At 67.4% G+C, this 15,447-nt stretch carries 10 protein-coding genes; 2 read left to right on the forward strand and 8 right to left on the reverse strand.

What is annotated here, in order from left to right:
• Positions 1 to 39: 39 nt before the first annotated feature.
• From glgX to glgA, 7 genes are read right to left on the reverse strand one after another with little or no spacing between them, the layout of a single operon-like run.
• On the reverse strand, positions 40 to 2,160 hold the full coding sequence (gene glgX, locus C1927_RS11990; RefSeq protein WP_108746803.1) for a glycogen debranching protein GlgX: 2,121 nt from the start codon (positions 2,158 to 2,160) through the stop codon (positions 40 to 42).
• A complete protein-coding gene (locus C1927_RS11995) occupies positions 2,147 to 2,320 on the reverse strand; it encodes a DUF2934 domain-containing protein (protein WP_108746804.1) in 174 nt (57 codons plus the stop codon). The genes glgX and C1927_RS11995 overlap by 14 nt, the downstream gene beginning before the upstream one ends.
• On the reverse strand, positions 2,307 to 4,847 hold the full coding sequence (gene treY / locus C1927_RS12000) for a malto-oligosyltrehalose synthase (protein ID WP_108746805.1): 2,541 nt from the start codon (positions 4,845 to 4,847) through the stop codon (positions 2,307 to 2,309). Before treY ends, C1927_RS11995 begins: the two co-directional genes overlap by 14 nt.
• On the reverse strand, positions 4,844 to 6,682 hold the full coding sequence (locus C1927_RS12005) for a 4-alpha-glucanotransferase (protein WP_108746806.1): 1,839 nt from the start codon (positions 6,680 to 6,682) through the stop codon (positions 4,844 to 4,846). Before C1927_RS12005 ends, treY begins: the two co-directional genes overlap by 4 nt.
• Positions 6,679 to 8,400 carry a malto-oligosyltrehalose trehalohydrolase gene (gene treZ, locus C1927_RS12010; protein WP_108746807.1) on the reverse strand — a complete coding sequence of 574 codons (1,722 nt, stop codon included), beginning with the start codon at positions 8,398 to 8,400 and terminating at the stop codon, positions 6,679 to 6,681. The genes C1927_RS12005 and treZ overlap by 4 nt, the downstream gene beginning before the upstream one ends.
• The gene (gene glgB / locus C1927_RS12015) at positions 8,397 to 10,628 is read right to left on the reverse strand and encodes a 1,4-alpha-glucan branching protein GlgB (protein ID WP_108746808.1); all 2,232 of its coding nucleotides are present in this window, start codon (positions 10,626 to 10,628) and stop codon (positions 8,397 to 8,399) included. The genes treZ and glgB overlap by 4 nt, the downstream gene beginning before the upstream one ends.
• A complete protein-coding gene (glgA, locus tag C1927_RS12020) occupies positions 10,625 to 12,169 on the reverse strand; it encodes a glycogen synthase GlgA (protein WP_265349651.1) in 1,545 nt (514 codons plus the stop codon). Before glgA ends, glgB begins: the two co-directional genes overlap by 4 nt.
• Before the next feature lie 345 nt (positions 12,170 to 12,514).
• Here glgA and C1927_RS12025 point away from each other — a divergent pair, with 345 nt between their 5' ends.
• Positions 12,515 to 12,943, forward strand: a complete 429-nt coding sequence (locus tag C1927_RS12025; RefSeq protein ID WP_108746809.1) for a PAS domain-containing protein — start codon at positions 12,515 to 12,517, stop codon at positions 12,941 to 12,943.
• The gene (locus C1927_RS12030; protein ID WP_079222072.1) at positions 12,940 to 14,469 is read left to right on the forward strand and encodes a sulfite reductase flavoprotein subunit alpha; all 1,530 of its coding nucleotides are present in this window, start codon (positions 12,940 to 12,942) and stop codon (positions 14,467 to 14,469) included. The genes C1927_RS12025 and C1927_RS12030 overlap by 4 nt, the downstream gene beginning before the upstream one ends.
• A gap of 67 nt (positions 14,470 to 14,536) precedes the next feature.
• Here the strand turns inward: C1927_RS12030 and C1927_RS12035 are convergent, their stop codons facing one another.
• Positions 14,537 to 15,343 (reverse strand): TOBE domain-containing protein, encoded by an 807-nt coding sequence (locus C1927_RS12035; protein ID WP_108746810.1) that lies wholly within the window; start codon positions 15,341 to 15,343, stop codon positions 14,537 to 14,539.
• Positions 15,344 to 15,447 lie beyond the last annotated feature (104 nt).

A 15,447-nucleotide genomic window follows, 5' to 3' on the forward strand; every position in this document is an offset into this window, starting at 1 on the left:
GCCCGCCGGGCATGGCCCGGCGCTACTGATTCCACGCCATCACCCTGCGCTGCTGGAGGCCAGCAGGCATAGGCTCCGCGCAGGCAGCGTCCACTGCCCTTCCTCGTCCATCTCTAGTGGCGCATCGTCGGTCTGCAGCACCACGCGACGGAATGACAGGGTCTCGTCGGACGGCCTGAACCGCTGTGGCTGGTCACCCGGGTTCAGCAGCAGGGCCAGACTGACATGGCGCCCTGGCTCACGCAGCCCGCTGTCCGGGCTGCGTCCATCCAGCACGATCAGCAACGCCCGCTGCTCCGGGTTGTGCCAATCCCCCTCGCCCATGGGCTGCCCATCGGGCCTGCGCCACTCGATATCGCGCATTCCAAGCGATTCGTCGTAGTCGCCGGTGAGGAAACGATTGCGGCGCAGCAGCCCGTAGCGGCGACGCAGTGCCAGTGCGCGCCGTACGAAGGCCGCTTGCGCCTGCGGCCCCGGCTGCGCCGCACGCTCCCAGTCAATCCAGCTCAATGGATTGTCCTGGCAGTAGGCGTTGTTGTTGCCCTGCTGCGAATGACCAAACTCATCGCCCGCCAGCAGCATCGGCGTGCCCTGCGCGAGCAGCAGCGTACCGAGTAGATTGCGCATCTGCCGCGAACGCACGGCGAGGATGCACTCATCGTCCGTATCGCCTTCCACGCCGTGGTTGCACGACAGGTTGTGGAAATGGCCATCGCGGTTGTCCTCGCCATTGGCCTCATTGTGGCGGTCGTTGTAGCTCACCAGATCGTGCAGGGTGTAGCCATCGTGCGCGGTGACCAGATTGATGCTGGCCGACGGCCGGCGGCCGTGATGGTCGAACAGATCGGCAGAGCCGGTAAACCGCGCCGCGAACTCCGGCAACTGGCCGGCATCCCCGCGCCACAGCGCTCGGGTGGTGTCACGGAACCGGTCATTCCACTCGGCCCATCCCGGCGGGAACTGACCCAGCTGGTAGCCGCCGGGCCCGATGTCCCACGGTTCGGCGATCAGCTTGACCTGGCTCAGCACCGGATCCTGGCGCACCGCATCCAGGAAGCTGCCCGACGGGTCAAAGCCATGCCGCTCGCGGCCGAGGATGGTGGCCAGGTCGAAGCGGAAGCCATCGACGCGCATCTCGGTCACCCAATACCGCAGCGAATCCATCACCATGCGCAGCGCACCGGCATTGGTCAGGTCGAAGGTGTTGCCCGTGCCGGTATCGTTGATATAGAAGCGCCGGTCATCGGCCAGGCGATAGTAGCTGGCATTGTCGATGCCCTTGAACGAGAGCGTCGGCCCCAGTTCATTGCCTTCGGCGGTGTGGTTGTAGACCACGTCCAGGATCACTTCGATACCCGCGCTGTGCAGGCGGGCGATCATCTGCTTGAACTCGGCCACCGTCTCCAGCGACAGGTAGCGCGGCTGAGGCGCGAAGAAGCCGATGGTGTTGTAGCCCCAGTAGTTGCGCAGGCCGCGCTCCAATAGTTGCTGGTCGTCCACATAGGCGTGCACCGGCAGCAGCTCGATGGCCGTGACGCCCAGATGCACCAGATGGTCCACCACCGCATCGTGCCGCAGCGCCGAGAACGTGCCGCGCTCGGCGTGGGGGACGCCGGGATGCTGCATGGTCAGGCCGCGCACGTGCGCCTCGTAGATGACCGAGCGATCCCACGGTGTAGCGGGCGCGCGCTCGCTGCCCCAGCTGAAGGCCGGGTCGATCACCGCGCAGCGCGGCATGTACGGCGCGCTGTCGCGGCGGTCGAAGCTCAGGTCGGCGTCGCGGTGTCCCAGCGTATAGCCGAACAGCTGCGGCGCCCACTTGATCTCGCCCACGATCTGCTTGGCATACGGGTCCAGCAGCAGCTTGTTCGGATTGAAGCGATGTCCATCCTGCGGCGCATAGGGGCCATGCACGCGGTATCCATAGCGCTGGCCCGGGCGCACGTCCGGCAGGTAGCCGTGCCAGACCTCGTTGGTGTACTCCGGCAGGACGATGCGCTCGATCTCGCGGTTGCGCGCATCGAAAAGGCACAGCTCCACCTTGGTGGCATGCCGAGAGTACAGTGCGAAATTCACCCCCAGCCCATCCCAGGTCGCGCCCAGCGGGAACGGCCTGCCCTCGCGAACGCGCGAGCTCTGTGTCCACTTACGGGTTGCCATCGTTCTCGTCCTTACCCGCATGAAGCGCTGCTATCTCTGCTTCCACCAAACGCTCGGCCATGTGCCAATGACGTTGTTCCTGCTCATCCGGGCGGCCCTCGGCCTCCCAGATCTGGTGCGCCAGCATTTCGATGCGGCGGCGTCGTTCACTGCTGTCCATCTGCCCCACTCCCCTGGCTGATCCACACCGCCACGGGGCTGCCGGCAAACAGCAGCGCATCCGAGGCAGAACCGTTGAAAATCTCCGTGCGACCGTCCAGCACGTTGCGCATCGTTCGTTGCGGAACCCCAGTCACGCGCTGCTCCGCATCCTCTCTCCACGCAAGGGCAGGACCAGGGCATCGCGCTGCGCTCGCCCTGCGCACCGCCACCAGCAGCACCTGCCCTGCGTGCTCACGCACGAAGACCAAATCTGCCGAAGCGGGATCGGATAGGGCCTGCAGAGCGCCGTACCGGAACAACGCCGGATGCTCGCGCCGCAGTTGCAGCAGCCGCGACAGCAGGCGCATCTTCGGCGTTCCCTCATGCCAGTGCTGCAGCAACTCCGTCCACGCTCGATCATCAGCCAATGCCTGTGCGCGCCGTGCGAAATCCACGGGGCGTCGGTTGTCCGGATCGACCAGACTGAGATCCCAGAACTCGGTGCCCTGGTAGATATCGGGAACACCCGGCAGGCACAGCTGCAGGCACAGCTGTACAAGCCCGTTGCTGGCTCCGGCGGCCGCCCGCGTCCTCACGAAATCAGCCAGTGCATCGCGCACGCCCTGCAGTTCGCTGTCGTGCATCAGGTCCTGCAGCCACTGCTGCGCGGCATCTTCAACGGCGAGCTCGGGATCGAGCCAGTTGCTGATCCGCTTGCCTTCGCGCAGCGCCTTGCGCAGCCACTGGTCCATGCGCTTCGGGAAGTCCGCGGCGGGCGCACCGTGCATCGGCCAGGCGCCGACCAGCGCCTGCCACAGTGCATAGCTTTCGGCAGCGGGCAATGGCATCGGCATGGACGCAGCCGCGCACTGCCGCTCCCACTCGGCCAGCGCCGACTGCCATGCCCCGACGTCGGCGCTGATCAGCGCCAGGCGCGCACGCGAATCCGGGCCGCGTTTATGGTCGTGCGTGGCCAAGGCCAGCATCGCCAGGGGGTGCTGGCGCGCACGGGCCTGGGAGAGTTCAATCAGTGCATCGCTCCCAAGCCCGACGCGCTGCGGATCGCTGCCAACCTCGTTGCGCGACAGCGCACGGTAGTAGCGATAGAACGCCGTGTCTTCCACCGCCTTGGCATTGAGCGGTGCCGAGAGCTGGCCAAACCGCACGCGCAGTTCGTGGCCCTCGGGCGCCTGCAGGGCGCTGACCAGCAGGCTCACGGCCCCGCGCCCCGCAGCGTCGAGACCCTGCACGGCAGCCGCTTCGGCCTTGGCCAGGACATTCCGCTCGGTCGCCGTCTGCAGCGTATAGGGGCGATAGACAGGATAGTGTCTTAACAGCGCACAGACTGCCCGGCGCAACATCGCCTCGCTGATGTCGCCGAGGGCTGCTGCCTCACCCATTGTCTTCCGAACACAGACCAGCAGGCGCTGCAGGTCTGCGTGCAGCGATCCATCCAGCAGTGCATCGCGGGCCGCCTGCTGCACCTGCTCGAGACTGCGCATATCGCCCGAGCGCGCCTGCCACTGCTCAGCCAAGGCCTGCGCCGAATTCTGTTCGTGCAGCCATGCACCGGCCTGATCCATGAAGTCGTAGCCCGTAGTGCCATCGCACGCCCAGCCGGCGGGCAGAGCCTCACCCTCGGCGAGGATTTTTTCTACGTGCAGGGTGATGTCCGCACCACGACGACCGCCTGCTTCAGCGGCGGCATCGAGATGTGCGCGCAGCCGCTGCAGGTAGCCGCCCGGATCGGCCAGACCGTCGATGTGGTCGATCCTCAGGCCATCCACCCAGCCCTCGCGTACCAGCCGCAGCGGCAGCGCGTGCACGGCATCGAAGACGTCCTCGCGCTCGACCCGCAACGCGGCAAGCGAGGTGATGTCGAAGAAGCGCCGGTAGTTGATCTGGTCGCCCCCGGTGCGCCACCAGGCCAGTTGATAGTGCTGCCGCTGCAGGAGAATGTGCATGCGCTCCGCGGAGCGGTTGCAGCGCTCGATCCAACCCTGGCGCGCGCCAGGCTGCAACGGATAGCTGCGCGGAGACAACGGCAGGCGCAGATCATGATGGACCAGGAAAGGCTGATCCCCGATGTCCTCCACCCGCAGAACGCCCGCCTGGACGGCCTCCTGCAGCGGCCGGTCCAGCACCGGCAGCCACAGCCGTTCATCACCGTCGGCGGCGTCCCAGTCAATGTCGAACCACTGCGCGTACCGGCTGCGCCGACCGTGCATCAGCACATCCGACCACCAGGGGTTCTGCGGCGCGGCCGCCAGATGGTTGGGCACGATGTCCAGAAGCAGGCCCAGGCCGCGTGCGCGTGCCCGCTGTGCCAGCCGCAGGAAGCCGCCCTCCCCGCCCAGCTCTGGATTGATCAGGGTAGGATCGATGCCGTCGTAACCGTGGGTCGAGCCCGGCATCGAGGCTGCGATGGGCGAGAGGTAGAGGTGGCTGACCCCGAGGTCGGCGAAGTAGCCCACCTGTGCTGCCGCTGCGTCGAAATCAAAGCCCTTGTGCAGCTGCAGCCGCGCGGTCGCGCGCAACGCGGTCATGCCATGGCTCCATCACGGCCGACGCTGATGCGCTGCAGGCGCGCCTGCAACGCACGCTCATCCCACTGCAGGGGCAGCCGGCGGCGCCAGTTCGGATGGCCGCCGACGGTTCCCGGCAGATTGACCTGTGCGCGCAGGCCCAGCGCGTCCTCCAAGGGGAGCAGGGCCAAGCGCGATGGGGTGCTGGCCAGCAGGTCCAGTGCTTCGTCTTCCACGTCGTCTCCATCAATGATCTTTGCCAGTGCTGCCGCATCCTGCCGGCGCTTCGCCAGCGCTGCAGGCAGGTCGTCGAATTCGCCCAGGCGTGCCCGCCAGCGCAGGTCGCGTCCACGCAGCCATCCCCCGAGGGGCGGTAGATCGTGGGTGGACGGCATGGCGACGGCGTCGCGGCGCCAGCGTTCGGCAGGCAGGAAGCCCGCCGCATCGCGGGTGAACGGCAGCACATCCACGCCGAGGACGCCGCGCGCGGCCAGCTGCTGGCGGATACCTGCTGGCACCACGCCCAGGTCCTCGCCGATGACCACGCACCGGTGCCGCCACGATTCCAGCACCAGCAGGTTCAACAGGTCCTGCAGCGGGAACTGCAGATAGACGCCTTCACTGGCGGGCGCGCCTTGCGGCAACACCCACAGCCGGTGCAGGCCAAGAATGTGATCGATGCGCACGCCGCCACGGCTGGCCATGACCGCCCGCAGCAGCGTGATGAAAGGCGCATAGCCCTGCCTGCGCAGCGCCAGCGGCGAGAAGCTGGTGATGCCCCATGCCTGGCCTTGGGTATTGAACGCGTCTGGTGGTGCACCCAGTTCCAGGCCGGCCAGCATGGCGCTGGCCTGCGAACGTGCTTCCGCACCGTCGGGTGCGCAGCCCACCGCGAGATCGGCAATCAGGCCAATGGCCGCGCCGTTGCTGCGGGCCTGCGCGTGCAGCTGCGTCCAGCAGCGCTGCGCCACCCACTGTGCGAATGCATGGTCCTGCGCGTCACCGCTGCGCGCGTCGGCCGCCAGGACACAGTAGTCCCGCAGCGCAGCGCCCGCGTCAGCCTGCCACTGGCAGGTCTCCGCCCACAGGTCGGGCTGCGCCTGCTGCAGATACTGCCGGGTCGAACGCAGCCAGCGCCACTTGAGGTCGGCCGCGCCAGGCCAGTCGATTCGACGCGCGGCGCTGGCCGCTTGCACGGAACGGGCCAAGGCAGAATCTTCCGCGAGTGCCGCGCGGGCTGCCTCCGGTACCGCCTGCACAAGCGATGCCTGCAGCGGGTCCAGCCAGCGACGGTCGCTGGGCGAATAGGGGCTGTAGCCGGCAGTGGGTGGCAAGCCGGCATGCATCGGGCTGAGTGCCAGCGCCTGCCCGCCGTGCTGACGCAGCCGCTGCAGCCAAGGCAGGCAACCCGCGCTGTCGCCAATACCGGCATCGCCTTCGCTGCGCAGGCTGTAGACCTGCGCCGCCAGGCCCCAGCCACGGTCAACCTGGGAGGGCCACCATGCCTTCTCTGGCGCGACCGCAACCGCAATACGACGCTGCCCCTGCTGCCAATGCCAGTACCCGGGTTGCGAGGGTGCGCGCCAGCGTCCATCGCCCTCCTGGCGCGCCACGGACGCCTGCCCGGCTTCGTTCACCCAGCACGCCGCGCCCACAGCGCTGGGCAGGGCCACGGACTCCCCGCAGATGGCCGTGTGCAGCGGCCTGCCTGCGTCGGCCGCATCCGGCTGCAGCGCCTGCAATACCGCGCGCAGCACCTCCGGCGCTACATCGCACTGGCGCCCGGAAACATCTTCCCACTGCGGCATCAGCCCGGCCGCGCGCGCGGCGGCCTGCAACGCTGCATCTCGGCTCATGCCGGCAGCCAGCGCAGCTGCAGACCACCACCCGGCGGAAGCAGCGGCCCGTTCGGCAGGTCCAGCAGCCGTTCTCCATCAGGAAGGGAATGCGCCAGCTCGGCGGGGCCAGCGTTGATGGCAATCCACCACTGCCCCGCCGGCAACTGCCAACCCGCCTGCACCGCGCCCGGGCCCAGCACCTTTGCCCCCAGCGAACGTGCCTGCTCCAGGCCTGGCTGCAGGCAGCGCCGACGTAGGCTGAGCAGATCGCGAAGCCATGCAAGCGCCTGCTGCGAAGCAAAGCCGTCACCCGGTGGGGGCACGTACGAAGCCTGCAGTGTCTCGGGGTCATTCGGGTCGGGGATCCGGGCCCGTGATGCGGCGTCGGCAAATGCACTGAACCCCGCGAATTCGCGTCGGCGCCCTTCACGCACCGCTTCGTCCAACGGCGCCTGGTAATCGGTGAAGAACAGGAACGGCGCGGTGGCCTGCCATGGCTCACCCATGAACAGCATGGGCACCATGGGTGTGAGTACGGTCAGCGCGGTGGCCATGCGCAGCGCCTGCGGTTCCAGCAACTGGCTCAGCCGGTCGCCAAAGGCGCGGTTGCCCACCTGGTCATGGTTCTGCGCGAACACCACGAAACGAGACGGCGGCAGGTCGCCACTGGGCTCGCCGCGGGCTTCGCCCTGCAGGTCGGGCTCGCCCTGCCAGGCAAAGCCCTCGGCCAGGCAGCGCGCCAGCAACGCTTCGGCGCGCCCGGCGTAAGCGGCGTAGTAGCCCTCATGCTCGCCGGTGAGCAGCACGTGCAGGGCATTGTGGAAATCATCATTCCACTGCGCCTGATAGGCACCGCGCAGCCAACGGGCCTGGTTGCGCTCGTTTTCCAGCACCAGATGCGCATGCGGAACCTCGGCGCGGATCGTATCACTGAGCTGCTGCAGGAAGCGGTCATCATCGATGGCGTGCACCGCGTCCAGGCGCAGCCCATCAAACCGGTACTCCTGCAGCCACATCAGCGCATTGTCGATGAAGAAGCGCTGCACCCAGGGCTGCTCGAAGTCGATGGCTTCACCCCACGGGGTACTGCGGCCGCTGTGGAAGAAGCCCTTGGCATACTGCGCCAGATGGTTGCCCTGCGGCCCGAAGTGGTTGTAGACCACATCCAGCAGCACTGCCAGGCCGGCGGCATGCGCGGCATCGACGAATCGCTTCAGTGCTTCGGGTCCGCCATAGGCTTGTGCCGGGGCGTAGGGAAATACACCGTCATAGCCCCAGTTACGGCTGCCTGGAAACTGCGCCACCGGCATCAGTTCGATGGCGGTAATGCCCGTCGCCGCCAGCATAGGCAGCTGCGCCGTCAGCGCGGCAAATCCGCCGGCTGCCTCGACGTGCACCTCGTAGATCACCATGTCCGGCCAGGCCACGCCGCCCCAGTCCCGCGTCTGCCAGGCATAGGCATCCTCGGCCAGGACGGCGCTTGGGCTTTCAACGCCCTCGGGCTGCCAGCGCGAAGCGGGATCCGGCACCTCGCTGCCATCCGGAAGGCGGAAGCGGTAACGATCGCCCTGCGCCGCTGTCGTACGGATCCAATGCACGCCGTCGGCCTGCCGAAGCATCGGCAATGCGGCGCCGCACAGCACCAGCTCCACCTGGTTGATATCAGGCGCCCACAGCCGGAACTCCACCATCCCCGCGCCCGTTGGCCACGCACCCAGACGACCGGGAGCGGTCATGCGACAACCTGCAGGTACAGCGTCGACATCGGCGGCAGAGTCAGCCGCAGTGATTGCGCGTGCCCGTGCATCGGTCGCGCGTCGGTCGCCACCGCCCCCAGGTTGCCGGCGTTGCCGCCTGCATAATGGTGGCTGTCGGTGTTCAACCGCTCCGACCAAAAGCCGGACTCGGGTACGCCAACGCGGTAGCCTTCGCGCAGCACGGGAGTGAAATTGCTGACCACCAGCATCGCGGGCGCGACGCCTGCCGGGTCCTGGCGGATGAAGGCGTACACGCTGTTGCGGTTGTCGTCGGCGACGCTCCAGGCAAACCCTCGCTCGTCACGCTCGTCCCGATGCAGGACAGGCTGCTGCAGCTGTGCGTTGAGGTCACCGACAAGGCGCATCAGCCCTCCCCCCTCGGCCGTCCCGGCCTGATCCCATTCCAGCGCCCGCTGGTGCGCCCATTCGCCGCGCTGGCCGAATTCAGCGCCCATGAACAGCAGTTTGCTGCCCGGGTGGGCCCACATGAAGGCGTAGTAGGCACGCAACTGGGCAAACTGCTGCTCGCGGTCGCCCGCCATCTTGTTCAGCAGCGAGCCCTTGCCATGCACCACCTCGTCATGCGAAAGCGGCAGCACGAAGCGCTCGGAAAAGGCGTAGACCAGGCCGAAGCTGATTTCGCTATGGTGGTGCAGGCGATGCACCGGATCGCGCTGCAGGTAGTGCAGCGTGTCGTGCATCCATCCCATGTTCCATTTGTGGGTGAATCCCAGCCCGCCGTCGGCAACCGCGTTGGTGACGCCCGGCCACGCCGTGCTCTCCTCGGCGATCACCAGTACATCCGGGAAGCGCTCGCGCAGGGTCTGGTTCATGCGCTGCAGGAACGACACCGCTTCCAGGTTCTCGCGGCCGCCCTGTGCGTTGGGCACCCACTGCCCCTCGGGACGGCTGTAGTCTCGGTACAGCATGGATGCCACCGCATCCACGCGCAGCCCATCGATGTGGAAGCGCTCGATCCACTCCAGCGCGCTGCCCAAAAGATAGGCAGACACCTCGTTGCGACCGTAGTTGTAGATCAGCGTGTCCCAGTCGGCATGCTTGCCTTCGCGCGGGTCGGCGTGCTCGTACAGCGCTGTGCCATCGAAGCAAGCGAGGCCATGGGCATCGTCAGGAAAATGCGCACTGACCCAATCGACGATCACGCCCAGGCTGGCCTGATGGCAGCGGTCGACGAAGCGGGCGAATGCCTCCGGGGTGCCGTAGCGCGCGGTTGGCGCGTAAATGCCCAGCGGCTGGTAGCCCCAGGAGCCACCAAAGGGGTGCTCACTGATGGGCAGAAGTTCGATGTGGGTGAATCCCAGGCCGGTGACGTGGGGAATCAGGCGATCCGCCAGCGCGTCCCAGTCGAGCACGCTGCCGTCCTCGGCACGTTGCCAGGATCCCGCATGCACCTCGTAGATGGATAGCGGCGCAGTGATGCCCAGCTGGCTGCGGCGCTGCAACCACGCCTGGTCGTTCCACTGCAGAGGCGCGGAGGCGACCACCCGCGACGCTGTGGCAGGCGAGCGCTCGGCCCAGCGCGCCATCGGGTCCAGCTTGTCGGGCAGGCTCTGGCCGTCAACGCCGATCACACGGAACTTGTAGCAGTCGCCCGGTTTCACCCCGGGAATGAACAGCTCCCACACGCCGGCGGCGTGCCGCAGTCGCATTGGGTGCCGGTGGCCGTCCCAGCCATTGAAGTCACCCACCACCGCCACACGCCGGGCATTTGGTGCCCATACCGCGAAACGAACGCCCTCGACATCCTGCACGGTCATCTGCGTTGCGCCCAAGGCGCGGACCGCCTCAGCGTCCCCCTGATGGATACGCTGCAGCAGCGCTTCATCCAGCAGCGGGCCGAATGCATAGGCGTCGTGCACCTGCTCGATGCCCTCGGGGAAGTGCAGCGTGAGCAGCGGGACCCCATCCGCGCCTGCAGGCCCCTCATAGAGCCCCGGCAGGGCGGTAGCACACAGGTCCCAGCGGCTGCCCGTTGACTCGACCACCTCGACCCGCTGCGCGCCCGGCACCAGCACGCGCAGGCGGCGGCTACCACTGCCATCAGCATGCGGGCCCAGCCAGGCAAAGGCATCGGCCGGGCCACCCTGCACCAGCGCCTGCAGTTCGTGCGCGACCGGCGTGGCCGCATCGCGCTGCTCTACGTCTTCGTACCCGAACGCCACCACACCCCGTCCTTCGTCATTCATGCAGCCACCTGGCAGGTCTGCTGGTACAGCGCCAGGTAGGCCTTGCCGGCCGTTTCCCAACCGCCCGGACGCAGCATCGCCGCACGTCGCATCGCATGCATCAGTGCAGGCAGGCGGAAAGTGCGCATCGCCCGTTCTACGCAGCGGCGCAGCCCATCGGCATTGGCGCCATGGAACAGGAAGCCGGTCACGCCGTCCTCGACCGTGTCGACCAAGCCACCGGTGGCATGGGCCACGGGCAGGCAGCCAAAGCGTTGCGCGTACATCTGGCTGAGGCCGCAGGGTTCGAAGCGCGAGGGCATCAACAGGAAGTCGGCGCCCGCGAACATCTGCCGCGCCAGGCCCTCCTCGAAGCCGATGAAGGCGCCGACCCGCCCGGGGTAGCGCTGTGCCAGTGCCTGCACCTGCGCTTCCACCTGCGGCTCGCCACCGCCGATCACCACCAGCTGGCCCCCGGCTGCCACGATCTGCGGGGCAACGTCACAGGTGATGTCCAGGCCCTTCTGATGGACCAGCCGCGAGACCACTGCGAACAGCGGCCCCTGCGAGGGCTTCAGGCCGAATGCCTGGCGCACCGCCTCGGCATTGGCTTCGCGCCCTGCGCACTGGCCGATGCTGAAGCGGGCCTTGAGGTGAATGTCTCGGCGCGGATCCCAGCTGGCGTCGATGCCATTGACGATCCCGCTCAGGTGGCCACCGGCAGCGCGTCGCGCCAGCAGTTCGTGCAGCCCACAGCCATCCTCGGCGGCAGTGATCTGCTGCGCATAGCGCAGGCTGACCGTGTTCAGGCGGGTAGCATTGGCAATGCCGCCCTGCAGGAAGGACATGTGGCCATGGAAATGCAGTTCGTCCAGATGCTCCGCAGGCACGCCGAGGGTCGGCGCCAGGGCAAACGGAAACAGGCCCTGGTAGGCCAGGTTGTGGATGGTCAGCAGGGTCGGCACCGCAGTGCGATCCCAGCGCACATAGGCAGCCGCCATCGCCACTGGCCAGTCGTTCAGGTGCAGCAGTTGCGGCGTCCAGTCCAGCCCGGCACGACCGGCGGCCAGTTCCGCAGCGGCATGCGACAAGGTGGCAAAACGCACTGCGTTGTCCTGCCATTCGCGGCCCTGCGCGTCCACATAGGGCGAGCCCTCGCGTTCATACAGCGCGGGCGACAGCAGCACATAGATCGGAAGACCATCGGCCTGGAGCGCCATGGCCACGGTGCAGGCCGGCAGACCGGCACGCCCGGCGACGCGACCTACTTCACGCAGGTGCGGCAGGCGCTGCAGCACTTCAGGGTAGCCCGGCAACAGCACGCGTGCATCACAACCGGCGCGGACCGCCCGCGGCAGGGCCGCCGCAACATCACCGAGGCCACCGGCCTTGATGAAGTCCGCCATTTCGGTCGCCACGAACAGGACCCGCTGCACCAGCTCCGGCAGTTCAATCGGCTGTGACGGGCCACGGCGGGTGCCGATGGGCACCAGGTCGAGGGCGGGCAGGACAGTCTCTGCAACGGGATCGTGCAGGGAATCGGCGACGAGGTCGAGGGCCATGGTGAACTTCTCTGAATCAGTCAGGCAGACGCCAGCCGCGCCCATATGGGCGCCAGGTCTGGGAAGGAAGTCGTCGCGGAACGTGGGGGACGTTTGCGTAGGCTCTACCCGAATGTGCACTGTTCCATATCAAACATCCGTGAAGCGACGGCGATTTCTTTGTGACAGCGCGGCATCAGCTCAGTACGCATCGTTGGATGCGCACCGCTGTGAGCCCCCTGCGTCACCTGGTCGCAGGGCTTCACGCAACTGCAGTTGACCAATATCAATCCGCGCCGCGTGCCGTGCGCGTATCTCTATGCAGGAACCCCAACGCCGGCGTCACCGGCATCCAAAGGACCTGCGATGAGCTACTCCCCCGACAACGCCCAGCTGCTGAACGCCATGCAGAACGTCATGGTGATCTCCACCACCGACCTGCAGGGCAACATCACCTATGCCAATGACCTGTTCTGCACGCTTACCGGGTTCGCGCGCGAGGAGCTGATCGGCCAGCCGCACAGCATCGTGCGCCACCCTGACGTGCCCAAGGCCGTCTACAAGGACATGTGGGACACCATCAAGGCCGGCAAGACCTGGACCGGCATCGTCCCGAACCTGGGCAAGGGCGGCGTGCTCTACGTGGTCGACACCACCGTGCAGCCGCTGTTCGATGCCGAAGGCAACATCACCTCGTACATCAGCATCCGCCGCGTGGTGAACGACCTGATGCAGAACTACGACCTGGTCGAGTTCAGCAAGGAAAAGTTCGACGACTTCTACGAGGCCGCGTGAACGCCCTCCCGACCAGTACGTCCTTCAGCCGCCTGCTGGTGGGCTTCGCGTCCGAGTCGGGCAATGCCCGCGCCCTGGCCCAGCGCCTGGGCGCGGAGCTGCAGCCGCACGCGCCGCAGGTCCTTCCGTTCAACGACATCGACGTGGCCAGCCTCGGCCACGGCGACGTGCTGCTGGCCATTTCCAGTTCGTTCGGCGACGGCGAACCGCCCGCAAATGGCGAGCAGTTCTTTGAAACGCTGCGCCAGACCCCGATGCTGAGCGGCCTGCGCTACGCCGTGTTCGGCCTGGGCGATACCGGCTACCCCAGTTTCTGTGGCTTCACCAAGGCGCTGGACGCCGCACTGAGCGAGCGCCAGGCGCAGCCGCTGCTGCACCGCGTGGATGCCGATCTCGGCTACGAGCAGTTCTTCCAGCAATGGCAGCCGGTGCTGGGCCAGGTGTTGCAGGGGAACCTCGCCGCCGGCCAGGACCTGCGCCTGCAGGTCACCGCCTACGGCGAAGACAATGCCTTTGCCGCGCCCATCGTTGAGCGCCGCCGCTTGAACAGCAGCGACCCCGCTGCGTGGCACGTGCAGCTCGACATTGCCGGCAGCGGCATGGCCTACCGTGCCGGCGACACCCTGCACGTGGTCCCGGACAACGATCCGTCGCTGCTGCAGGCACTGGCAACGTGGTACGGCGATCCCGCGGCAGTGACGGCGCTGCAGGACCGCGAGCTGCGCCTGCCCAGCAAGAGCGTGCTGCGCGAACTGGCCCGCCTTGGCGGCAGCGAAACGCTGAAAGGCCTGCTCAAGGTCAGCCAGAAGCGCGAACTGGACGCGTACCTGCACGGCCTGGATGTGCTGGACCTGCTGCAGGACCATGCCACGCCGGACAGCGTCCCGCTGGACCGGCTGTGCAGCATCCTTTCGCCGCGCCTGCCCCGCGCCTACTCCATTGCCTCGCACCCCGGCGACGACCAGGTAAGCCTGTGCGTGCGCGAGGTGCGATACCACCTTCGCGGCCGCGAGCGTTTTGGCACCGCCACCGGCAGCCTGTTGCACGGTGCCGGCCAAGCACGCGTGTACTGCCGGTCCAACCCGGGCTTCCACCTGCCCGACGCTGCTGATGCGCCGCTGCTGATGGTCGGCACCGGTACCGGCATCGCGCCGCTGATGGGCCTGATGCAGGAACTGCAGGCCGGCACGCGCGCGCGCGACGTGCACCTGGTGTTCGGCGAGAAGCACCGGCAACACGATTACCTGTACCGCGAACAATTGCAGGACTGGCACGCACAGGGGCTGCTGTCCGGCCTGCATACCGCCTTCTCGCGTGACGGCACCGGAAAGGTCTACGTGCAGCATGTGCTGCAGCAGCGCGCCGATGAAGTGCGTGATCTGCTGGCACGTGGTGGCCACCTGTACCTGTGCGGCAACAAGCGGCACCTGGAAGCAGCGGTGCGCGAGGCCATCGATGCGATCGGTGGCGAGGGGCGCTGGGAGACGCTGCGCGGTGAAGGCCGCACCCACTGCGAGCTGTATTGACGGCGGGATCGATTCCGCCGGGCATGGCCCGGCGCTACCAACCGTGGGGCGCTGCTGCCCTTCGCCGTTACATCGGCACGCCGACAATCACGCTCGATGCCTTGAACAGCACCGTCGCCGGGCCGCCTTCCTGCAGCCCCAGTGCGCGGGTGCTGGTGCGGGTGATGATCGCCACCACGGTGCAGCCATGGCCGATATCCACCACGATCTCATCATTCACCGCGCCTTCGGTGATGCGCTCGACCGTGCCACTGAACTGGTTGCGTGCCGAATAGCGCGTGCCATCGCCCTGCGCCACGATCACCGAGGACGCCTTGACCAGCGCATACGCCGGCACCCCCACGGCCAGGCCCAGCGATTCCACGCTGCCGTGGGTGATGGTGGCGACCACCGCCACGCCGGGCGCGACCTCAATCTGTACTTCGTCGTTGACGGCGCCGTTGGCCAGCGCGCTGACGCGCCCGTGGAACTGGTTGCGTGCACTGGTGATCATGCCGATTCTCCGGATCAGGGCCAGATCCTCGTCCAGCCCGGGGGTGGCCTGCAGCGACTGCAGGAATGCGCGGTGCGCACGCTCGACCTGTTCAAAGCGCGCGATCAGCTGCCGGCCACGCTCGGTCAGGCGCGCACCGCCACCACCGCGACCGCCCACGCTGCGCGCGACCAGCGGTTCGCCGGCCGCGGTGTTCATCGCGTCCACCGCATCCCAGGCGTTCTTGTAGGTCATACCCATGCGCTTGGCGGCCTGGCTGATCGAACCGCAGGCGTCGATCAAACCCAGCAGGGCGAAGCGCCCGCCTCCGCCCAGGTTCTGCCCGGCAATGCTCAGCCACAGGTTGCCCTGCAGTTCCAGGGTGGGGTCGGCCTCGCTCATCGTGCTCCGTTCCATGCCGCGCGTGCGGGCCCCCAGTGTAAGGCGTCGCTGCACCGCACCGGCCTTGATATGAATCAAGGTGCCCATTCACCGCACCGCCGACA

Source organism: Stenotrophomonas sp. ZAC14D1_NAIMI4_1, from assembly GCF_003086775.1.
Lineage (GTDB): Bacteria > Pseudomonadota > Gammaproteobacteria > Xanthomonadales > Xanthomonadaceae > Stenotrophomonas.